We start from the raw sequence: 21,572 nt of genomic DNA, 5'->3' as shown, positions 1-21,572 counted from the left end.
AGGGCGCTCACAGCGTGCCGAGCCAGTTCTTCAGCAGCGCGGCTCCGGCGTCGCCGGACTTCTCGGGGTGGAACTGGGTGGCCTTGAGCGGGCCGTTCTCGACGGCGGCCACGAACGGCACGCCGTGCTCGGCCCAGGTGACCAGCGGCTCGGCGAACCCTTCGCCGGTGCGCAGCTCCCACTCGCGCACTCCGTACGAGTGCACGAAGTAGAAGCGCGTCGCGGCGTCGAGCCCGGCGAACAGCACGCTGTCGGCGGGCGCCTTGACCGTGTTCCACCCCATGTGGGGCAGCACGGGCGCGTCGAGCCGCTCCACCGTGCCCGGCCACTCGGCGCAGCCCTCGGTCTCCACGCCGTGCTCGACGCCCCGTGCGAACAGGATCTGCATGCCCACGCAGATGCCCAGCACCGGGCGCCCGCCGGACAGGCGGCGCCCGATGATCCGCTCGCCGCGCACGCGCCTGAGCCCGCCCATGCACGCCTCGAACGCGCCCACGCCCGGCACCACCAGCCCGTCGGCGTCCATGGCGGCGTCGAAGTCGGACGTGACGGTCACGTCGGCGCCCACCCGGGCCAGCGCCCGCTCGGCCGAGCGCAGGTTGCCCGACCCGTAGTCGAGCACCACGACCTTCTTGCCTACCACCACAGCACCCCCGCCGTGATCGCCATCGCCGCACCCAGCGCGCAGACGGCCGCACCGATCTTCAGCCCCTGCCTGAACAGCGAGAACACGCCGCCGATCAGGAACAGCCCGATGAACACCATCGCGATGGCCAGGACGTTCCCGGTCATAGGACGCCCTTGGTGCTCGGCACGCCCGTGGCGCGCGGGTCGAGCTCCGACGCCTCGCGCAGCGCCCTGGCCAGAGCCTTGAACTGGGCCTCCACGATGTGGTGGGCGTTGCGCCCGTAGGGCACGTGGACGTGCAGGCAGATCGCGGCCTGCGCGACGAGCGACTCCAGGATGTGGCGGGTCATCGTCGTGTCGTACTCGGGGCCGATCATCGGCGCCATGCCCTCGGGCTCGGAGTGCACGAGGTAGGGGCGGCCGGACAGATCGACGGTGACCTGGGCGAGCGACTCGTCCAGCGGGCACGACGCACTGCCGAACCGCCTGATGCCCGACTTGTCGCCCAGCGCCTCGCGGAACGCCGCGCCCAGCGCGAGCGCGGTGTCCTCGATCGTGTGGTGGGAGTCGATGTGCAGGTCGCCCTCGGTCTTGACCGTCAGGTCGAACAGCCCGTGCTTGCCGAGCTGGGCCAGCATGTGGTCGAAGAAGCCGACCCCGGTCGACACCTCGACCCGGCCGGTGCCGTCGAGGCCGACCTCCACCAGGACCGAGGTCTCCTTCGTAACGCGCTCGACGCGGCCTACGCGACTCACAGGACTCCTTCCAGGGCGGCGCGGAAGGCCGCCATCTCCTCACCGGTGCCGATCGACACACGCAGCCATTGTGGCGGGCCCACCTCGCGGATGAGCACACCGCGCTCCAGCAGCCCCTCCCACACCTTGCGCCGGTCGGGGAAGCGCCCGAACAGCACGAAGTTCGCGTCGGAGTCGGCCACGGCCAGGCCCTTGGAGCGCAGCCACGCGACCGTCTCGTCGCGCTCGCGCCGCAGCGCGTCGACCGTGCCCAGCAGCTCGGCCCGGTGCCGCAGCGCCACCCGCGCCGCCGCCTGGGTGAGCGTGGACAGGTGATACGGCAGGCGCACCAGCAGCAGCGCCTCCACCACGGCCGGGTGGGCGGCGAGGTAGCCGAGCCGGGTGCCCGCCATGGCGAACGCCTTGGACATCGTCCTGGTGACGATCAGCCTGGGGTGCTCGGGCAGCAGCGTGAGCGCCGACGGCGTGCCCTCGCGGGCGAACTCGGCGTAGGCCTCGTCGACCACGACCATGCCCCGGGCGGCGGCCAGGACGGCCTCGATGGTCTCGAGCGGCTGGGCGGTGCCGGTCGGGTTGTTCGGCGAGGCCAGGAACACGATGTCGGGCTGAAGCTCCTCGATCGCCGCCGTCGCCTTGCCGGGGTCGATCGAGAAGTCGTCCTCGCGGCCGGCCGCGATCCACTCCGTGCTGGTGCCGCTGGTGATGATCGGGTGCATCGAGTACGACGGCTCGAACCCGATGGCCGTGCGGCCGTGGCCGCCGAACGCCTGCAGGATCTGCTGGAGCACCTCGTTGGAGCCGTTGGCGGCCCACACCTGCGCGGTGGTCAGGCCGTGACCGAGGTAGGCGGCCAGGTCGGCGCGCAGGGCCGTCGCGTCCCTGTCGGGATAGCGGTTGAGCTCGCCCGCGCTCGCCCGGACCGCCTCGGCCAGGTCGGCGACCAGCTCGGGCGAGGGCGGGTAGGGGTTTTCGTTGGTGTTGAGCCGGACGGGGACGTCGATCTGGGGCGCGCCGTACGGCGACTTACCCCGGAGGTCGTCCCGGATGGGCAGGTCGTCGAGGTTCACGCGGTCTCCGTGGGAATCTGCCAGTCGAATCGGGCGCGGATCGCGGCGCCGTGGGCCGGAAGGTCCTCGGCGTCCGCCAGGACCGAGACATGGGCCGCCGCGCCCGCCAGGGCCTCGCGGGTGTAGTCGACGACGTGGATGCCGCGCAGGAACGACTGCACCGACAGGCCGCTGGAGTGGCAGGCGCAACCGCCCGTGGGCAGCACGTGGTTGGACCCGGCGAGGTAGTCGCCGAGCGACACGGGCGCGTACGGGCCCACGAAGACGGCCCCGGCGTTGCGAATCCTTCCGGCCACCTCCGCCGCGTCCGCGGTGTGGATCTCCAGGTGCTCGGCCGCGTACGCGTCGACGACCTTGATGCCGTCGTCGACGGAGCCGACCAGCACGATGCCCGACTGCCTGCCGCCCAGCGCCTCGGCGACGCGCTCGGAGTGCCTGGTCGCCGACACCTGGCCCGGCAGCTCCTTCTCGACCGCGTCGGCCAGCTCGACGCTGGTGGTGACCAGCACGGCGGCGGCGATCGGGTCGTGCTCGGCCTGGCTGATCAGGTCGGCGGCCACGTGGACCGGGTCGGCCGTCTCGTCGGCCAGGATGGCGATCTCGGTCGGGCCCGCCTCGGAGTCGATGCCGATGCGCCCCTTGAGCAGCCGCTTGGCCGCCGCCACCCAGATGTTGCCGGGACCGGTCACCATCGTGGCGGGCGGGCACTCCTCCGTGCCGTAGGCGAACATGGCCACCGCCTGCGCCCCGCCCACCGAGTAGACCTCGTCCACACCGAGCAGCGCGCACGCGGCCAGGATCGTGGGGTGCGGCAGCCCGCCGTACTCCTTCTGCGGCGGGCTGGTCACGGCCAGCGAGGCGACGCCGGCCTCCTGCGCCGGGACGACGTTCATGACCACGCTGGACGGATAGACCGCGCGACCGCCGGGGACGTAGAGGCCCACGCGCTCGACGGGCAGCCATCGCTCGGTCACGGTGCCGCCGGGCACGACCTGCGTGGTGACGTCGGCGCGCCGCTGATCGCGGTGGACCAGCCTGGCCCGCCTGATCGACTCCTCCAGCGCCGCCCTGACCCTGGGGTCGAGCTCGCGCAGGGACCTGTCGATGGCCTCGGCGGAGACCCGGGTGGTGGCGATCTCGACGCCGTCGAACCTGGCGGTCAGCTCCCGTACGGCTGCCGCCCCGCGATGGCGCACGTCGTCGCAGATGGGCCGCACCTTCTCCAGGGCGGCCTCGACGTCGAGCTCGGCGCGGGGCAGCACGTCGCGCAGGTTCTCCGGAAGAGAACCGCGCATGTCAATACGGGAAATCACCATCACAGTCTACGGAGTCCGGCCCCTGAATCAGGTTCTGTCCACCATCCGGACGGCGCGCCGCCGCCCGCGGGAGCGGCCGTGGGCGGCGCTCGCCGACGTCGCGCCCACGGCCGCCATCACCCCGGACCGGGCCTTGCCGGGGCACCGCCGTGGCCGTCACGGGGGCACGGCCACGGCCGGGGAAAGCCGAGAACCGTCACCACCGCCCGTCCTGAGCCCCCCGCTGACGCCGGACGCCAAAAAGGCGCCAATTTCCTTTTACCCAGACGGCGACGGCCCATGTCGGGGCGGAAGCCCGTGCGTGCCCATGAGGTCCACGACGTACCTGCGGGGCTGCTGCGTACCTGCGGGGCTGCTGCGCCACCGTCTCCGAGCTCGCCGTCCACGGCGTGGACCTGGCCGAGCTCGTCGAGGACACCGCGCTTGACCATCTGCAGACCCCCGCCGGCCACTGTCGATCAGCCCGGCGGGTACGGCATGCACCATGGTGCGGCTGCCGGCCTACGCGCCGATGCTGGCGCAGCCCGGCACCCTGACCTCCGTCCAGGGTGCGGACTGGGCCGTGGAGATGAAATGGGACGGCGTGCGCGCCCTCGCCTACATCGAGGGCGGCGCCGTCCGCCTGATGTCGCGCAACGCCAAGAACATCACCCCCGCCTACCCCGAGCTCCAGCTCATGGCCGGCGCCGCCCGCGGGCACGCGGCCGTGATCGACGGGGAGATCGTGGCGTTCGACGAGAGCGGGCGGCCCAGCTTCGAGGCGCTGCAGCCCCGGATGCACCAGCGCAACCCGGCGGCGGTGGCCGAGCTGGCCAGGTCGGTGCCGGTGACGTTCATGGCGTTCGACATCCTGCACCTCGACGACGACAGCACCGTCTCCCGCCCCTACACCGCGCGCAGGGAGCTGCTCGAGACCACGTTCACGCCCGGCTACCGGTGGGAGGTGCCCGTGTGGTTCGCCGACCACGCCGGGCTCGCGTTCGACTCCTCCCGGCAGCTCGGGCTCGAAGGGGTCGTGTGCAAGCGGGTGGGCTCGCCGTACCGGCCCGGCAGGCGCAGCGGCGACTGGACGAAGGTCAAGAACGTACGCACCGCCGAGGTCGTGATCGCCGGCTGGAAGCCGGGGGCCGGGCGGCGTTCCGGGATGATCGGGTCGCTGCTGCTGGGCGCCTACGACCTTCGGGGGCGGCTGCGGTTCGTGGGGCACGTCGGGACGGGGTTCACCGAGGCCATGCTGCGCGACCTGGGCGAGCGCCTGGCTCCCCTGGAGCGCCCCGACCCGCCGTTCGGCGAGCCGGTGCCGCGCGAGCACGCCAGGGACGCGCGGTGGGTGGAGCCACGCGTGGTCGGCGAGGTGCAGTACGCCGAGATCACCGGCGACGGCCGCCTGCGCCACCCGTCGTGGCGCGGGCTGCGGCCCGATCGCGAGCCCGCCGAGGCCGGCACCGCCGAGTTCCTGCCCGCGGGCCATGACAACGACGCCGCGGCCGGCTGAACACCCCCGCCAGGCGGGGGGCGTTATGACGACACGGAGCCCCTAACTACACTTCGTCTGCATTTCGTAACCTAGAGTGATCGAGACGTTGCCGATTCGCTCAAAGGGGACACTGTGCCGAAGGTCCTGGTCACCACGCTCACCACGCTGGCCGGCGTCGCACTCGCGCCGCCCGCGACCGCCGGGCAGCCCCCCTTGACACCCGTCCAGGACAGCGTCCTGGGCGTCGAGTCGTCCCCGCTGATGCGCCCCGCCCGCGCCGTGCGCTACTGGACCGCGGGCAAGCAGGCCCGGGCCAACGCCACGGAACTGCCGAAGAGCCTGCAGGGGCAGGTCCCGGGCGCCGAGCGGCGCGGCGTGCCGGAGAGCAAGCGGATCACCCCGGGCGGGGACGCCAACGGCTACGCCCCCATGAGCCGCCCGTACACCGCCGCGGAGCAGAGCCGCGCCACCGGCCGGCTGTTCTACGTCAACGCGAGCGGGCAGGACGACTCCTGCAGCGCCTCCGTGGTGCGCTCGGCGGTCGGGCTGCTCATCGTCACCGCGGCCCACTGCGTGTACAGCGTGCCGCTGGGCGCGTCGACCGGCCAGTGGCACACGAACTTCGCGTTCGTGCCCGCGTACGACGGGCAGGCCACCAGCGTGCGGCAGCGCGAGCCCTACGGGCGGTGGGGCGCCCGGCAGGCGTGGAAGCCCGACACCTACACCGGCATGAGCGGCGGTGACTGGAACTCCAACTTCGACATCGCCCTTCTCGAGGTCGGCAGGAAGAACCGCACCCTCCAGGAGGCGGTCGGCGCCTTCACCCCGATCCGCAACCAGGGCGGCGAGTACACCGTCGCCACGACGGGCTACCCCGGCGTGAGCGGCAGGAAGCCGTACGACGGCCGGGACCAGCTCTGGTGCCTGGCCAGGACCGAGCAGACCGGCGGCATCGCCGAAACCGGCACCCTGCTCGTCTCCCGCATCACCGCCACGTCGGAGGGCGGGCGCATGGAGACGCACAACTGCCACCTGTTCAAGGGCCACAGCGGCGGCCCGTGGCTGCTCAGAGGCACCGGGGACCTGATCGGCGTGCTGTCGGCGGGCACCGAGGACGGCGGGGCGGAAGGCTACTCCGTCGCCAACGCCCTCAACGCCGAGAGCTACGGCGCGATCGTCAAGCGCGCCGACCCGCAGGGGGTGTACGACGCGCTGTCCATCAGCGCCTCGGGCCCGCGCCGCCCGCTCAGGCGCGGCGGCGTCGCGACCGTCAAGGCCGATGTGACCATGCGCGGCCTGATGGGGGCCGCCGAGGTGCCCGTCACGTTCGACGTGCCGGCCGGTACGAGCCTGACCACGGTGAACGGCGCGCCGTGCCGGCGCTCCGCCCGGCACGCCACCTGCACGATCGCCGCCCTCCACCCCGACCGCCCGGTCCGGCTCACGGCCCGCGTCCGCGTGACCCGCCGGGCCGCCACCTTCCCGCGCGTCACCGCCCACGTGGACTCCACGCGCCTCGACCCGACCCAGCGCGACAACACCAGCACCGTCACCCTCCCCACCTACCGCCGATAGCCGGGCGGGTCCGCCCGGCAGAGCACGGGAGGCCGCCGCCCGGCGCACCCCGGCAGGCGGGAGCTCAGGCGGCGGGCTCCAGCACCGGCTCCTTCAGCGTCCGGGCCAGCAACCAGGCCAGCACCGGGAAGACGATCAAGCACGCCAGCGCCGTCCGCAACGTGGTGGCCTCGGCGACCGCGCCCACCAGCGGGCTGGCCAGGCCGCCCACGCTCACCGCGAGCCCCAGGGTCACGCCCCCGGCCGTGCCCACCCGGGTCGGCAGGAAGTCCTGGCCCAGCGTGACATGCAGGGAGAACGGCGCGTACAGGGCGATCGACGAGACCGCGACGAAGACGTACGCGACAGGCCCCGGCGCCAGCACCACCCCCGCGACCGCCGGGACCGCCACCGCGTAGGCCAGGCGCATCGTCCGCATCCGCCCCCACCGGGCCGCCAGCCTGCCGCCCAGCACGGTCCCCACCGCCCCGCCCGCGAACAGCACGAACAGCGCCACCGCGCCCGCCGCCCCGCCTCCCATGTAGAGGGCCACGAAGGCGCTCAGCCCGACGTACACGACCGAGCGGAAGACGATCACCAGCGTCAGCCGGACGAACGACGGCCAGTCGTCCTGGCCGGACGCCGGCGCCGCGGCCCGCGCCGCCCGCCCTCCCCCGGCCAGCGCCCGCACCGCCGGGAGCGTCGCCACCGCGCCCAGCACCGCCGGCGCGGCCAGCAACGGCGAGGCGCCCAGCCCCCACCCCGCCAGCAACGGCGTCACCAGCACCGGAGCCGACGCGAACCCCAGCGTCCCGCCCAGCGAGAACCAGCTCATCCGGACGTGACTGCCCTCGCTCGCGATCCTGGCCAGCCGCGCGGACTCCGGGTGGTAGGCCGCCACGCCGAGACCGGACAGCGCCACCGCCAGCCAGGTCAGCACGTAGGAGTCCGTCACCCCGCCGAGCGCCACCCCGGCGCCCGCGACGAGCGTGCTCACCGGGATCAGCCACGGCATCCGCCACCTGTCCGTCAGCACGCCGAACACCGGCTGCACGACCGAGGACAGCAGCGTGGCGGCCAGCACGATGCCGGACACGGCGACGTACCCGTAGCCGCGACCGGCCACCAGAAAGGGCACGAGCGCGGGGACGGCACCCTGGTAGAAGTCCACGGCAGCATGGCCGGCGGCGAGCATCGGGGTCCTGTTCACCCTCCGATCCTGTCCCGGTGCCAGCTGGCCCGCTTCCGATAAAATGCCAATCTATGACGGCAATCCGCCATCTCCCCGAGGCGCCGACGGGGCGGCGGCCGCTGGCGCCGGGCGCGGGCATCGACGCGCACCGACACGACACCCACCAGATCGTCTACGCCTGCCGCGGCGTGGTCTCGGTCACCACCAGCGCGGGCACCTGGGTCGCCCCGGCCAACCGCGCCCTCTGGATCCCGGCCGGCACCGTCCACGAACACCGCGCCCACGGCGACACCGACCTCCGCCTGGTGGGCCTCGCCGACAACCCCCTGTGCCTCGGCCACCCCGCCGTCCTCGCCGTCGGCCCCCTGCTCCGCGAGCTGATCATCGCCTACACCTGCGACACGGAGTCCGGCACCCACGTCTCCGGGGACGGAGGGGAGCGCGAGCGGTTGTGGGCCGTGCTCGTCGACCGGCTCAAGCGCGCCCCCGAGCACCCCCTCCACCTGCCCACCGCCCGCGACCCCAGGCTGACCGCCGTCTGCGCGATCCTGCACCGCGACCCCGCCGACGGCAGGACCCTGGCGGAGCTGGCCGTCCAGGCGGGCACCAGCGACCGTACGCTGGCCAGGTTGTGCCGGCGCGAGCTGGGCATGAGCTTCCCGCAGTGGCGCACCCAGCTGCGCCTGCACCACGCGCTGCTCCTGCTGGCCGACGGCGTCTCCGTGACCACCGTCGCCCACCGGTGCGGGTGGGCCTCCGCCAGCGCGTTCATCGACGTGTTCAAGCGGGCGTTCGGGTACACCCCGGGCAAGGCCTTTACAATGTAGATTCGCTACAATGGGGTCCCGTGAGCAAATCGAAAGGCAAGGGCGGCACCCCGGCCACCATGGCGCTGACCAAGGCCAAGGCCGAGTTCACGCTCCACCCGTACGAGCACGACGCCGCGGCCCAGGCTTACGGCGAGGAGGCCGCGGACGCGCTCGGCCTGCCCTACGAGCGGATCTTCAAGACGCTGGTGGCCGAGGTGGAGAGCGGGCTGGCGGTGGCGGTCGTGCCCGTGTCGGGCAAGCTCGACCTCAAGGCCCTGGCCGGCGCCCTCGACAGCAAGCGGGCCGCCATGGCCGACGCCGCCAAGGTGGAGCGCGTGACCGGCTACGTGGTGGGCGGCATCAGCCCTCTCGGCCAGCGCAAGCAGCTCCCGACGGTGGTCGACTCCTCGGCGCTCGACTTCGAGACGATCTACTTCTCGGCCGGGAAGCGCGGCCTCCAGATCGAGACCGCGCCCGACAACCTCATCACGCTCACCAGGGCCGTCACCGCCCCCATCGGCAAGCCCTCCTGACCGCCCGTCAGCGGCGCGGCCGCTCGGGCTCCGCCTCCAGGGGCGACTGCCCGACGAGCCACTCGAAGAGCCGCCGCTGCCGCCGGAAGAACGGGTGGTCTCCCCGCCCCGGCCCCCGGCCCCGCTCCGCCTCGCGCCGCTTGCGCTCCTCCTCGGCGAGCGCCTGCTCCAGCCCCGGCGTGTTGCCCCCGCCGAAGCGGGCCATGTCCGGCCCCGTGAATCCCTTGGGCTCGACGCTGCTCAGCGCCGACTCCATCGACTCCACCCAGATCGGCCCGGGCAGCGACGCCCCCTGCACCGATCCGTAGTAGCTGTCCCCGATCTGCACTCCCTGCAGCGGGAACCGGTACGACCCGCGGATGTCCCCCACGCTGACCGCCGCCGCCAGCGAGGGCGTGTAGCCGGCGAACCAGGCCGAGGTGTACCCGTTGTTGGTGCCCGTCTTGCCGGCGGCCGGGCGGCCGATGCTCTGCCCCTGCATGGTCCCTTTGTCGAAGACGCCCTGTAGCACGTGGTTGACCGCGTCCGCGACCTCCTCCTCCAGGGCGCGCTCGCACGAGGGCGGCACGTGGGTGCGCCGCCCGTCCCTGCCGACGATCTCCACGATGGCCAGCGGCCGGCAGTAGATCCCCCTGGCCGCGAACGTCGCGAACGACGCCGCCACCGTCACCGGGTCCATCTCGTTGACCCCCAGCGTGAACGTCGGCACCTCCTTCAGCGGCTCCCCGTCCGCCCGGCCGATCCCGAGCGCCTTGGCCGTCTGCACCACGTTGCAGAGCCCGACCTTGCGCTCCAGCATCATGTAGAAGATGTTCACCGACTTCCAGGTGCCGGTCTCGATGCTGTGCGGGCCGCCGGAGCCCTCGCCGGTGGCGTTGAGTATGCGGGTGTCCGGGTCGTTCACGGCGCGGCCCGCGCAGTCGCGGTAGCCCTGCGAGGGCACGAGCTCGCCCGGCGTGTTGAAGCCGTCGCCGAAGTGCCACCCCTGCTTGAGCGCCGTGGCCAGCGTGAACACCTTGAACGTCGACCCGGCCTGGAAGCCCTGACCGCCCCCGTGCGCCACGTCGGCGGCCAGGTTGAAGGTGGTCTTGGGGCCGTTCTTGCGGTTGCCGGGGTTGCGGCCGAAGCGCTTGCTGGCCGCCATCGCCCTGATCCGCCCGGTCCGCGGCTCGACCATGGCCTCGGCGGCCACCTCGGTGTCCTCCGGCCAGACGTGGCGGCGGATGGCCTGCTCGGCGGCGCGCTGCGCGACCGGGTCGAGGCTGGTCCTGATCGTCAGGCCGCCCCTGGACATCCGGGTCCGCCGCTCGGCCGCGGTGTTGCCGAACACGGGGTTCGACAGGAGCTCGCGCTGCACGTACAGGCAGTAGAAGGGGTAGGCGCTCTGCTCGCACCCGCCGGGCTCGGGCCTGAGCTTGATGCCGAGCGGCGCGGCCTTGGCGCTCTCCGCCTCCTGCTGCGTGATCAGCTTCAGCCCGGCCATGCGGTCGAGCACGAGGTCCCGCCGCAGCTTCAGGCGGTCGCGATGGTCCCGCCCGAGCGAGGGGTCGGTCGAGTACGGCATGCGCACCGCCCCCGCCAGCGTGGCCGCCTGCCCCAGGGTCAGCAGGGAGGCCGACGTGGAGAAGAAGCGCCTGGCCGCCGCCTCCACGCCGTGGGCTCCGGCGCCGAAGTAGGCGATGTTCAGGTAGCGCTCCAGGATCTCGTCCTTGCGGTACTTCTTCTCCAGCGCCAGCGCGAGCCGCAGCTCGGTGATCTTGCGGGCCAGGTTCGGGGCGCGGGCGCGGTCGCGCTCGGTCTCGTTGCGGGCGCCCTCGACCAGGATGTTCTTGACGAGCTGCTGCGTCAGGGACGAGCCGCCCTGCTTGATGCCGCCGGCCTGCGTGTTGGTGAGCAGCGCCCGGAAGGTGCCCCGGACGTCCAGGCCGCCGTGCTCGTAGAAGCGGGCGTCCTCGACGGCCACGATCGCCTTGCGCATCACGGGCGCGACGGCGCGCAGCGGGACGGTCGTCCGGTTGGCCTCGTAGAACTGGGCGAACGTCCTGCCGTCCTTGTCCAGCAGTCTGGTCACCTGCTCCAGCGGCTCCTCGCGCGGGGCCGGCGGCAGGTCGACGAAGGTGTTCGCGACGTTCTTGGCGGCGATGCCGCCCCCGCTGACCACGGGCGCGGCCAGTGCCGCGGCCAGCACCCCTCCGAGCGCCCCCGCCAGCCCGAGCGCGCCGGCGGATCTGAGTACGGTCACGTCACATGATCTGCGACGTCCGGATCCGCGCCAAACGCCCGCTTGTCACCTGTTTACCGTTGCCTGCGGATGTGCAGACCGAGCGAGGCGAACTGTTCGAACGGCCGGTGGTAACCGCGTTCGATGTGGTGCACGCCGCGCAGCGTGGACGGCCCGTCGGCCACCGCGGCCGCCAGCACGGCCGAGAACCCCGCCCGGATGTCGGGCAACGTCACGTCGGCGCCCTTGAGCTTGGACACGCCGCGCACGACCGCCGAGTGCCTGGCGTTGGTGTCGTGGTATCGGCAGGCCGGGCCGCCCAGGCACTGGTCGAACACCTCGATCTCGCAGCCCATCTTCTGCAGCGCCGGCACGTACACCAGGCGGTTCTCGAAGACCGTCTCGTGCAGCACCGACATGCCCTGGCTCTGCGTGAACAGCACCATGAGCGGCGTCTGCCAGTCCGTCATGAACCCGGGGTGGGTGTCGGTCTGCACGGCCGCCGAGCGCAGCCCCTCGGGCGGCGCGGTGGCGCACAGGTACTCGTCGTTGATGTCGAACCGGGCGCCCATCCTGGCCAGCGTGGTGATCGCGGTGACCAGGCGGTCCTGCGGGCAGCCGTGCACCCGCACCTCGCCGCCGGTGACCAGCCCCGCGGCCAGGTACGAGAACGCCTCGATGCGGTCGCCGGTCAGCCAGGTGGAGGCGCCGCGCAGCCGTTCGACGCCCTCGATGACGATCCTGCGGTCGGGCGAGAGCTCGATCCTGGCCCCCATCCGCTGCAGGAACAGCGCCAGCTCCACCACCTCGGGCTCCATGGCGGCGTTCTTCAGCACCGTCTTGCCCTCGGCGAGGACCGCCGACATCAGGACCGTCTCCGTGGCGCCCACGCTCGGGTACGGCAACTCGATCCTGGTGCCCGTGAGGCGGTGGGCCTTGGCGAAGATGCCGGTGTCGCCCACCTCCACCTCGGCGCCCATCGCGCGCAGGGCCTCCACGTGGAAGTTGACCGGCCGGCGCCCGATCGGGTCGCCGCCCACCAGCGGCACGAACGCCTCCCCCGCCAGGTGCAGGAGCGGGCCGAGCATGAGGATGGGGATGCGGTTCAGGCCCGTGAACGCGTCCGGCACCCGCGGCTCGATCGCCTGACCTCGCGCGATCCTGATCTCCGTCCGGGAGATCTCGACATTGATGCCGAGCGCCCGCAGCATCGCGGCGGTGATCTCCACCTCGCCCACCTCCGGGGCGTTGTGGATGCTGCTCTCCCCACCGCCCAGCATGGCGGCGACCATGTGCTTGGAGACTCCGTTCTTGGAGCCGCGTACCTCGACGTCCCCCCGGAGCGGGCCGGAGGGTTCTATCAACCAGACCTCTTCTGCAATCACGAAGCGAGCCTAGCCGGGGGATACCATCGAGCTGATTCGGACACACATGTAAGGGGGAGTGGCGTGACGAGGGAAGTGCGCGCTTTCGCGGTAACTGTCCTCGCACTTGCCACTCTCGGGGCGGCGGCCGGGCTGCTCTGGTCAGGGATCACGCCACGGGCGCCGTACCAGGTCACGGATCAAGGGACGGTGCTGGCCGACCCGTCCACGCAGGCGCTGATCGCCGCCGACGGGTGGTTCGCGGTGGTCACCGGCGGGCTGGGGTTGCTGTGCGGCGGGGTCGCGTGGTTCGCCGCGCGGCGGTGGATGCTGGCGGTGCTGCTCGGGCTCTGCGCGGGCGGCGTCCTGGGGGCGATGCTGACGCTGTGGGTCGGGTCCACGTTCACGATCGGGGCGGTCGTGGTCGAGGCCGCCGCCACGCCCGGGGTGAAGGTCGTCCCGGGCGCGCTGAAGCTGACCGCCTCCGGCGTGCTGGTGTCCTGGCCGCTGCTGGCGGTGGGGCTGTTCGGGCTGCTGGAGGGCATGCACGGCTATCGCGAGTCGCCGCTGCGCCACCCGTACGGCGACCCGCCGCAAACCCTCTGACCCGCGTCAGAGGGGCGGACGGCGCAGGCCGTGCCCGGTGGCCTGCTCGAACGCGCGGGCCACGCGCAGGACCCTGGCGTCCTCGAACGGCCGGCCCACGATCTGCACCCCCACCGGCAGCCCCTCCGCCGTGAACCCGGCCGGTACGGACGCGGCAGGGGCGTGCAGCACGCTGATCCAGTACGCCGAGCGCATCCAGGCGAGGTAGTCGGGCATCGGCTCCCCGTTGACCTCGCTGACGTGGGGCTGCTCGACCGGGAACGGCGGCACCTGGCTGACGGGCGCGATCAGCACGTCGTAGGTGTCGAAGAACGCGGCCATCCGCTGGTAGAGGCGGCTGCGGGCCCGCTCGGCCCGGGCCAGGTCGGCGCCGGTGACCTGGCGGCCCCGCTCGACGTTCCACGCGGTGTTGGGGCCGAGTCCGGTCAGGTCGCCGAAGGACAGCGCGTAGTTCCACGCCCGGTAGGTCCTGAACGCGTCCTCGGCCTCCGACAGGTCCAGCTCGACCTGCTCGACCCGGGCCCCCAGGCTCTCGAACACCGGCGGCGCCGCCGCGGTGACCTCCGCCGTCCTCGGGTCCACCGGCAGGCCGCCCAGGTCCGGGCTCCACGCCACGCGCAGCCCCCGCACGCCCTCCTCCGGCTCGGGGGCGAAGACCTCCTTGATCGAGTACGGGGACCGGCGGTCGAACCCGGCGATCGCCCCGAACATCAGCGTGACGTCCTCGACCGTCCTGGCCATCGGGCCCTGCACCGACAGCGTGTACCAGGCGTTGGTGTCGGACAGGTAGGGGACGCGGCCCGGGGTGGGGCGCAGGCCGACGACGTTGCAGAAGGAGGCCGGGTTGCGCAGCGAGCCGCCCATGTCGGACCCGTCGGCCAGCGGGACCATGCCGGTGGCCAGGGCCGCGGCGGCGCCCCCGCTGCTGCCGCCGGCGGACCTGGACAGGTCGTAGGGGTTCCTGGTGGCGCCGAACACCTCGTTGACGGTGTGGGAGCCGGTGCCGAACTCCGGCGTGTTGGTCTTGCCCACGGTGATGGCCCCGGCGGCGCGCAGCCGCTGGACGATCACGTCGTCCTGGGCCGGCACGTTGTCGGCGAAGAGCGGCGAGCCGTAGGTGGTGCGGATGCCGGCCGTGTCGACGAGGTCCTTGTGCGCGACGGGCAGGCCGTGCAGCGGACCGGCCGGCTCCCGCGCGTCGGCCGCCTTGGCCGCGTCGAGCGCCCGCTCGGCGACCAGGGTCACGATGGCGTTGACGCGTGGATTGACCTGCTCGACGCGGTCGAGGTGGGCTTGGACGACCTCGACGGCGCTCACCTGCCTCGTCCTGATCAGGCGGGCCAGCTCGGTCGCGGTCAAGTAGTGCAGTTCGCTCACCCTTGGATCCTGCCCCACGGGCCGCGGCCCGGCGACGGCGAGGGTTGCCCACCCCGGCCGGGGCCGCTCGTCGGATCACCACCGCTCAGGAACTCTCCCTCACCAGCCTCCGTTCCAGCGGCGCGGCGCGACCGTCGCGCCGCCTGGCCAGGATGAGCAGGCCGGTGACGGTGAGCGCGCAGGTCACGATGACGAGCTGCACGCCGTACTGGATGTCCTGGGTCGGGAGCACGATGTTGCCGGTGTGGAGGCCGGTGTGCACGCCGACCGCCATCCACACCGTCCCGGTGCGCGCCCGCGCCGCCGCGCAGGCGAAGCCGAGCCCGATCGCCTGGAGCACGTAGAGCAGCCGTTCGGCGGGCGTGTCGGCCGCGCTCTGGGAGATGATGTGCAGCGCGCCGAAGCACACGGACACCACGATCAGCACGGCCTTCGGTGACAGCCGGCCCGACAGCGTGTCGTACAGGTGCCCGCGCCACAACAGCTCCTCGGGGAACGCCTGGCCGAGCAGGGCGATGACGACGTAGAGCGGCACATAGGGGAGCTGGGGGCGCACCGTGTCCCACGGCACCCAGGTGGCCACGCCGAGCGCCACCGACAGCGCGCCGGCGGCGATCACCGCGACCGCGCCCGCCAGGACGCCCGCCAGCAGGTGCGGCACGGCCCGCCAGGTCCTCGTGAGCCCGACGCCCCGCCACGACTGGCGGCCGAGGAAGCGGCGGATCAAGTAGACGAGCGCGAGCGAGGCCAGCGTGATCCCGACCACGCCCACCGGCCGATACAGGAGGTCGCCCGGGGCGAGGAGCAGCGTCGCGGGCAGGGAGCCGCCGAACACCATCGCGAACATCGCGGCGACGGTGATCAGCACGGCCCATACGGGATGAGTGGCTTTCATGGACCGCCACGCTAGGAAGCCCCGCGACGGCCGCGCATCGGCCCGCGGGCGGAACCCGTCATGACCTTCGTCATGGGTCCTCAAGGAGGATCACAAAGCCCTCGCAGGTAACTATGGTCGAAGCCATGCAGCGTCGTCTGGCCCGGCTGCGCGTCCCCGGCCGGCCCGTCCTGTTCACCGTCGTGTTCTGGGTGGTGCTCGTCGCCACCGGGGTCGTCGCGTACGCGGCCGAGCCCTCGGCGCGGCCCTGGGCCGAGCCCTTCAGCGCCAACCTGGCGCTCGTGGCCGTGCTCTGGCTGCTGCTGCCCTGGCGCGGCTGCGCAGGATGGCGGCGGCCCCTGCCGGTGGTGTTCCTGCTGGCGACGTTCGCGCTGGGATTCACGGGCTCGGCCGAGATCCACCAGCTGCTGACGCTCCTGGCGATCGCCAATGTGGCGTTCGTCTACGGCATGCGGGTCGCGACGGTCATCGTCGGCTGTCTGGTGGGCGCGCTGTCCGTCACGGCCGTGGCGGGGTACGGCCGCAGCGTGCCGGAGGCCATCGTGCAGGCGGTGCCCGTCATCGTCTTCGCCACGTTCGTGCTGGGCATGACGTCGGCCGTGCTGGAGGCGCGGCGCAGGCGGGAGGAGGCGCAGCGGCTGCTGGCGCGGGTCAGGGAGCTGACGGTCGCCCAGGAGCGGGCGCGGATGGGCGCCGAGATGCACGACTCCGTCGGCCACCACCTGACGGTGATCAAGCTGAGCCTGGAGAACGCCGAGCGGTTCCGCTCGCGCCGCCCCGAGGCCGCCTGGGACGAGGTGCGCCAGGCGAAGGAGCTGACCGTGGAGGCGCTGGCCGACGCCCGCCGGTGGGTCCGCGCGCTGCGCCCGCTCGCGCTCGAAGGCCACGTCGGCAGCGCGGCGCTCGAGCGGCTGGCGGCGTCCTTCGACGGCACGGGGCTGGCGGTGTCCTTCGAGGTGGCGGGCAGTGAGACGGCCCTGGAGCCCGACGTGGAGCTGGTGCTCTACCGCGTGCTGCAGGAGGGGCTCACCAACGCCGTCCGGCACGCCGGCGCCCGCCAGGTGAGCGGCACGCTCACCTTCTCCGGCGAGGCCGTCGTCCTGGCGGTCGCCGACGACGGCCAGGGCCGCGACCGGGGGGCGCGCGGCGGGTTCGGCCTGAGCTCGCTCGCCGAACGCGCCCGCGCCGTGGGCGGCACCCTCGTCGCGGGCGACCGGCCGGGCGGCGGTTTCGAGCTGCGGGCGGAACTGCCGGTCCGCGCGAAGGCGGCGACATGAAGGCGGAGCTGCCGGTCCGGGCGAAGGTGGCGACATGAGGGCGATCAAGGTGCTGCTGGTCGACGACCAGCAGCTGATGCGGCAGGGCCTGCGCAAGTTGCTGGAGATCGAGGACGGCATCGAGGTGGCGGGCGAGGCCGCCGACGGCGAGGAGGCGCTCCTGGTGGCCGAGGGGTGCCGCCCGGACGTGGCGCTGGTGGACGCCAGGATGCCCAGGATGAACGGCGTCGAGCTCATCTCCCACCTGTCGGCCCGGCACCCGGAAGTGGCGTCGATCGTGCTCAGCACCTTCGACGAGGACGACTACATCTTCGGCGCGCTGCGCGCGGGCGCCGTCGGCTACCTGCTCAAGGACTGCACGCCGGAGGAGCTGGTCGACTCCGTCCGCCGGGCCGGTCGCGGGGAGACGGTGCTGGCCTCGCCCGTGGCCGCCCGCCTGGTCGCCGAGATCCGCCGCACGCCGCCCACGCCCGCCGTGCCTGCCGCGCCTCGGGACGGGGAGCGGTTGTCGGCCCGGGAGGCGCAGGTGGCGGCGCTGATCGCCGCGGGGGCCTCCAACCGGGAGATCGCGGCCCGGCTGCGCCTCACGGAGGGCACGGTGAAGAACCACGTCTCCAGCCTGCTCCGCAAATTCGGCCTCCGCGACCGCACCCGGCTCGCCCTCCACCTCAAGGACACCCCGGACTCCTGACGCCCGCCACCCGACCCCGGCCCGGCCCGAGACGATGCCGACCGCCCTCAGCGGGCATCCGATCGCGACCTGGCCCAAACGGCGGGCCGCAGCGGCGGGAGAGCCCGGGCCTCGGCAAGCGACAGCGGGAGCCCAGGGCCAGGACCCGGCGAGCGGACGGCGGACGAGGGCCGGGCCTCAGGTGGGGGTCACGCGCCCAGGCAGGCGGGACCCAGGAGTTGTTTCAGGTCGCCCATGAGGGCAGGCGAGGGCGTGACGCGCAGGCGGTCGTCCACGCGCATCACCGTGGTCCTGGGGCCGTTGTGGACCTGCAGGTGCACCTCCGACGTCCCCGGATGCGTCGTGAGGATCTCCTTCAGCCGCCCCACCACCGGCGGCGTGCAGCGGGTCAGCGGCAGGCTCACCAGCAGGGGCCCGCCCGCCTCCTGGGTCAGGTCGGGCGCCGTCACCTCCATGGCGATGATCTTGGCGACGTCCTCCCGCTTGTCGATCCGCCCCTTGACGAAGACGATCGCGTCCTCGGCCAGGATCGTCGAGCACAGCTGGTACGACGACGGGAAGATCATCACCTCGATCGAGCCTTCGAGGTCCTCCAGCTGGGTCAGCACCCAGGTGTCGCCCTTCTTGGTGACCTTGCGCTGCACCCCGCTCAGGATGCCGCCCACGGTCACCACCATGCCGTCGGCCCGGCTCTCGTCCTGGACGGCCGCGATCGAGCAGTCGGCCCCGGCGGAGAGGATGTGCTCGACGCCGAACAGCGGGTGGTCGGACACGTAGAGGCCGAGCATCTCCCGCTCGAACTGCAGGAGCGTGTTCTTGTCCCACTCCCCCACCGGGATCTGCACGTCGAAGGTCTGGTCCTCGCCCCCGTCGATGGCCCCGAACAGGGAGTCCTGGCCGATGGCCTCGTTCTTCTTGATGTCGATGATCGCGTCGACGGCCTGCTCGTGCACCATGACCAGGCCCTTGCGGACGTGGCCGGCCGAGTCGAACGCGCCCGCCTTGATCAGCGACTCGATCACGCGCTTGTTGCAGACGATGGCCGGCACCTTGCGCAGGAATTCCTTGAAGTCGGCGAAGCGGCCCTTCTCCTTGCGCGCCTTGAGGATGCCGTCGACGACGTTGGCGCCGACGTTGCGGATGGCGGACAGGCCGAAGCGGATGTCAGTGCCGCGCGGCGTGAAGTCGAAGTCGGAGTCGTTGACGTCCGGCGGGAACACCTTGATGCCCATGCGGCGGCACTCGTTGAGGTAGAGGGCCGACTTGTCCTTGTCGTCCTTCACCGAGGACAGCAGCGCGGCCATGTAGGCGGCCGGATGGTTGGCCTTGAGGTAGGCGGTCCAGTAGGAGACCAGGCCGTAGCCGGCGGTGTGGGCCTTGTTGAAGGCGTAGTCGGAGAACGGCAGCAGGATGTCCCACAGCGCCTTGATGGCCGCGGCGGAGAAGCCGTTGTCCTGCATGCCCTTCTCGAAGAACTCGAACTGCTTGTCCAGCTCGGACTTCTTCTTCTTGCCCATCGCGCGCCGCAGCAGGTCGGCGCCGCCCAGCGAGTAGCCGGCGACCCGCTGCGCGATGGCCATGACCTGCTCCTGATAGACGATCAGGCCGTAGGTCGTGTCGAGGATGTCCTTCAGCGGCTCCTCGAGCTCGGGGTGGATCGGGGTGATCTCCTGCTGGCCGTTCTTGCGCAGCGCGTAGTTGGTGTGGGAGTTGGCGCCCATCGGGCCGGGGCGGTAGAGCGCGAGGGCGGCGGAGATGTCCTCGAAGTTATCGGGGCGCATGAGCCGCAGCAGCGAGCGCATGCCGCCGCCGTCGAGCTGGAAGATGCCGAGCGTGTCACCGCGGGCCAGCAGCTCGTAGGACTTGCGGTCGTCGAGCGGCAGCTTCAGCAGGTCGATCTGCTCGCCGGTGGTGGTCTCGATCATCTTCACGCAGTCGTCGATGATCGTGAGGTTGCGCAGGCCCAGGAAGTCCATCTTCAGCAGGCCGAGCGTCTCGCAGGTCGGATAGTCGAACTGCGTGATGATCGCGCCGTCGGAGTCGCGGCGCATGATCGGGATGTAGTCGGTCAGCACCTCGGCCGACATGATCACGCCGGCGGCGTGCACGCCGGTCTGCCTGATCAGGCCCTCCAGGCCCTTGCCGAGGTCCATCGTCGCCTTGACGTCGACGTCCTCCTCGTAGAGCTTGCGCAGCTCGCCCGCCTCGGCGTAGCGCTGGTGGTCCCTGTCGAAGATGCCCGACAGCGGGATGTCCTTGCCCATGACGGCGGGCGGGAACGCCTTGGAGACGCGGTCGCCCAGCGCGTAGGGAAAGCCCAGGACGCGGCCCGCGTCCTTGATGGCGGCCTTCGCCTTGATGGTGCCGAACGTGGCGATCATGGCGACCTTGTCGGCGCCCCACTTCTCGGTCACGTAGCGGATCACGTCGCCGCGCCTACGCTCGTCGAAGTCGATGTCGACGTCGGGCATGGACACGCGCTCGGGGTTGAGGAAGCGCTCGAAGAACAGGCCGTGCGGGATCGGGTCGAGGTCGGTGATGCCCAGCGCGTACGCCACCAGCGACCCGGCCGCCGAGCCACGGCCGGGGCCCACGCGGATGCCGTTGCTCTTGGCCCACATGATGAAGTCGGCGACCACGAGGAAGTAGCTCGGGAAGCCCATCTGGATGATGACGCCCAGCTCGTTCTCCGCCCAGGCGCGGTGCTCCTCGTCGACGCCCTCGGGGAAGCGCCACTCCAGGCCCTTCCAGACCTCCTGGCGGAAGAACTGCTCCTCGGTCATGCCGTCGGGGACGGGGAAGGTCGGCATGAGGTTCTTGTGCTGGAAGAACCCCTCGGGGTCGACCTTCTCGGCGACCAGCAGCGTGTTGCGGCAGCCCTCGGCCCACAGGTCGGAGGAGTCGACCGCGCGCATCTCGTCGGCGGTCTTGATGTAGTAGCCGCTGCCGTCGAAGCGGAACCGGTCGGGGTCGGACAGCTGCTTGCCGGTCTGGATGCACAGGAGGGCGTCGTGGGAGGGGGCGTCGGACTCGTAGGTGTAGTGCGAGTCGTTGGTGACCAGCGGCGGGATGTTCAGCTCCTTGCTGATCCCGGTCAGCCCGTCGCGGACGCGGCGCTCGATGTCGAGCCCGTGGTCCATGATCTCCAGGTAGAAGTTGTCCTTGCCGAAGATCTCCTGGTATTTCGCGGCGGCCTTGACCGCCTCGTCGTACTGGCCCAGCCGCAGCCTCGTCTGCACCTCGCCCGACGGGCACCCGGTGGTGGCCATCAGGCCCTCGGAGTGCTCGGCGAGGGTCTCGGCGTCCATCCGCGCCCACTTGCGGACGAACCCCTCGGTGTAGGCGCGGGAGGACAGGCGCATCAGGTTGTGCAGGCCCGTCCGGTTGCGCGCCCAGATCGTCATGTGGGTGTAGTAGCCGCCCGCGGAGACGTCGTCCCTCTTCTGGTGCGGCTCGCCCCACAGGACCGGCTTCTTGTTGTGGCGCAGCTCCGGCGCGACGTAGGCCTCGATGCCGATGATCGGCTTGATCCCGGCGCCCGTCGCCTGCCTGTAGAAGTCGTACGCGCCGTGCATGTTGCCGTGATCGGTGATCGCGATCGCCGGCATGCCCAGGTCACCGACCTGTTTGAACATCTGCTTGAGCCGGGCGGCCCCGTCCAGCATCGAGTATTCGGTGTGCACGTGCAGATGGACGAACGAGTCGCTGGACGACATGGAGCGGCGCCTCCCGATCTCGATGGGGTTGCGAGCTCCGACTCTAGTGGTCCGGACCGACATCCCGATGCCCGCGCCGCGCCCCCCGTCCGGAC

Annotated in this window: 18 protein-coding genes; 7 read left to right on the top strand and 11 right to left on the bottom strand. The window is 72.1% G+C overall.

Annotation, left to right across the window (positions count from 1 at the left end):
• Positions 1-7: 7 nt before the first annotated feature.
• Genes hisH through hisD form a run of 5 tightly spaced genes read right to left on the bottom strand, consistent with a single transcriptional unit; the run spans position 8 to position 3,762 of the window.
• Positions 8-646, bottom strand: coding sequence for an imidazole glycerol phosphate synthase subunit HisH (gene hisH, locus ACIBQ1_RS01205; RefSeq protein WP_397273912.1), 639 nt, complete (start codon positions 644-646; stop codon positions 8-10).
• Positions 637-792, bottom strand: coding sequence for a hypothetical protein (locus tag ACIBQ1_RS01200; RefSeq protein WP_397273911.1), 156 nt, complete (start codon positions 790-792; stop codon positions 637-639). Before ACIBQ1_RS01200 ends, hisH begins: the two co-directional genes overlap by 10 nt.
• Positions 789-1,382: an imidazoleglycerol-phosphate dehydratase HisB gene (hisB, locus tag ACIBQ1_RS01195; protein WP_185073043.1), complete on the bottom strand. Its 594-nt coding sequence runs from the start codon at positions 1,380-1,382 to the stop codon at positions 789-791. The genes ACIBQ1_RS01200 and hisB overlap by 4 nt, the downstream gene beginning before the upstream one ends.
• The gene (locus tag ACIBQ1_RS01190) at positions 1,379-2,449 is read right to left on the bottom strand and encodes a histidinol-phosphate transaminase (protein WP_397273910.1); all 1,071 of its coding nucleotides are present in this window, start codon (positions 2,447-2,449) and stop codon (positions 1,379-1,381) included. The genes hisB and ACIBQ1_RS01190 overlap by 4 nt, the downstream gene beginning before the upstream one ends.
• Positions 2,446-3,762, bottom strand: coding sequence for a histidinol dehydrogenase (gene hisD, locus ACIBQ1_RS01185; RefSeq protein ID WP_397273909.1), 1,317 nt, complete (start codon positions 3,760-3,762; stop codon positions 2,446-2,448). The genes ACIBQ1_RS01190 and hisD overlap by 4 nt, the downstream gene beginning before the upstream one ends.
• Positions 3,763-4,249: 487 nt before the next feature.
• On the opposite strand from hisD, the gene ligD reads away from it, so the two are divergent.
• Both ligD and ACIBQ1_RS01175 read left to right on the top strand, forming a co-directional pair.
• Positions 4,250-5,260 carry a non-homologous end-joining DNA ligase gene (gene ligD / locus ACIBQ1_RS01180; RefSeq protein ID WP_397273908.1) on the top strand — a complete coding sequence of 337 codons (1,011 nt, stop codon included), beginning with the start codon at positions 4,250-4,252 and terminating at the stop codon, positions 5,258-5,260.
• Positions 5,261-5,374: 114 nt separating this feature from the next.
• On the top strand, positions 5,375-6,817 hold the full coding sequence (locus ACIBQ1_RS01175; RefSeq protein ID WP_397273907.1) for a trypsin-like serine peptidase: 1,443 nt from the start codon (positions 5,375-5,377) through the stop codon (positions 6,815-6,817).
• A 64-nt stretch (positions 6,818-6,881) separates the two neighbouring features.
• On the opposite strand, the gene ACIBQ1_RS01170 is transcribed toward ACIBQ1_RS01175, so the two are convergent.
• A complete protein-coding gene (locus ACIBQ1_RS01170) occupies positions 6,882-8,006 on the bottom strand; it encodes an MFS transporter (RefSeq protein ID WP_397273906.1) in 1,125 nt (374 codons plus the stop codon).
• 53 nt (positions 8,007-8,059) lie between these two features.
• Between ACIBQ1_RS01170 and ACIBQ1_RS01165 the strand changes: the two genes are divergently transcribed.
• Positions 8,060-8,815 (top strand): AraC family transcriptional regulator, encoded by a 756-nt coding sequence (locus ACIBQ1_RS01165; protein ID WP_397273905.1) that lies wholly within the window; start codon positions 8,060-8,062, stop codon positions 8,813-8,815.
• A 59-nt stretch (positions 8,816-8,874) separates the two neighbouring features.
• Positions 8,875-9,330 carry a Cys-tRNA(Pro) deacylase gene (gene ybaK, locus ACIBQ1_RS01160; RefSeq protein WP_397274539.1) on the top strand — a complete coding sequence of 152 codons (456 nt, stop codon included), beginning with the start codon at positions 8,875-8,877 and terminating at the stop codon, positions 9,328-9,330.
• Between the two features lie 7 nt (positions 9,331-9,337).
• Here the strand turns inward: ybaK and ACIBQ1_RS01155 are convergent, their stop codons facing one another.
• Positions 9,338-11,572, bottom strand: coding sequence for a transglycosylase domain-containing protein (locus ACIBQ1_RS01155; protein WP_397273904.1), 2,235 nt, complete (start codon positions 11,570-11,572; stop codon positions 9,338-9,340).
• Between the two features lie 53 nt (positions 11,573-11,625).
• Positions 11,626-12,936 carry a UDP-N-acetylglucosamine 1-carboxyvinyltransferase gene (gene murA / locus ACIBQ1_RS01150; RefSeq protein WP_397273903.1) on the bottom strand — a complete coding sequence of 437 codons (1,311 nt, stop codon included), beginning with the start codon at positions 12,934-12,936 and terminating at the stop codon, positions 11,626-11,628.
• 63 nt (positions 12,937-12,999) lie between these two features.
• Between murA and ACIBQ1_RS01145 the strand changes: the two genes are divergently transcribed.
• Positions 13,000-13,521, top strand: coding sequence for a hypothetical protein (locus ACIBQ1_RS01145; protein WP_397273902.1), 522 nt, complete (start codon positions 13,000-13,002; stop codon positions 13,519-13,521).
• Between the two features lie 6 nt (positions 13,522-13,527).
• Here the strand turns inward: ACIBQ1_RS01145 and ACIBQ1_RS01140 are convergent, their stop codons facing one another.
• Together ACIBQ1_RS01140 and ACIBQ1_RS01135 are read right to left on the bottom strand one after the other, a co-directional pair.
• Positions 13,528-14,898 carry an amidase gene (locus ACIBQ1_RS01140; protein ID WP_397273901.1) on the bottom strand — a complete coding sequence of 457 codons (1,371 nt, stop codon included), beginning with the start codon at positions 14,896-14,898 and terminating at the stop codon, positions 13,528-13,530.
• 85 nt (positions 14,899-14,983) lie between these two features.
• Positions 14,984-15,793: a lysostaphin resistance A-like protein gene (locus tag ACIBQ1_RS01135; protein ID WP_397273900.1), complete on the bottom strand. Its 810-nt coding sequence runs from the start codon at positions 15,791-15,793 to the stop codon at positions 14,984-14,986.
• Positions 15,794-15,918: 125 nt separating this feature from the next.
• Here ACIBQ1_RS01135 and ACIBQ1_RS01130 point away from each other — a divergent pair, with 125 nt between their 5' ends.
• Both ACIBQ1_RS01130 and ACIBQ1_RS01125 read left to right on the top strand, forming a co-directional pair.
• Positions 15,919-17,070 carry a sensor histidine kinase gene (locus ACIBQ1_RS01130; protein ID WP_397273899.1) on the top strand — a complete coding sequence of 384 codons (1,152 nt, stop codon included), beginning with the start codon at positions 15,919-15,921 and terminating at the stop codon, positions 17,068-17,070.
• A 34-nt stretch (positions 17,071-17,104) separates the two neighbouring features.
• Positions 17,105-17,761 carry a response regulator gene (locus ACIBQ1_RS01125; RefSeq protein WP_397273898.1) on the top strand — a complete coding sequence of 219 codons (657 nt, stop codon included), beginning with the start codon at positions 17,105-17,107 and terminating at the stop codon, positions 17,759-17,761.
• A gap of 188 nt (positions 17,762-17,949) precedes the next feature.
• Here ACIBQ1_RS01125 and dnaE read toward each other — a convergent pair whose 3' ends face one another.
• Entirely contained in the window at positions 17,950-21,477 is a 3,528-nt protein-coding gene (gene dnaE / locus ACIBQ1_RS01120; RefSeq protein ID WP_397273897.1) for a DNA polymerase III subunit alpha, read from the bottom strand.
• Between the last annotated feature and the right edge of the window lie 95 nt (positions 21,478-21,572).

This window comes from Nonomuraea sp. NPDC050153, from assembly GCF_044460125.1.
Lineage (GTDB): Bacteria > Actinomycetota > Actinomycetes > Streptosporangiales > Streptosporangiaceae > Nonomuraea.
The sequence above is the reverse complement of the archived record's forward strand: the minus strand, read 5'-3'. Positions and strand labels throughout refer to the sequence as shown.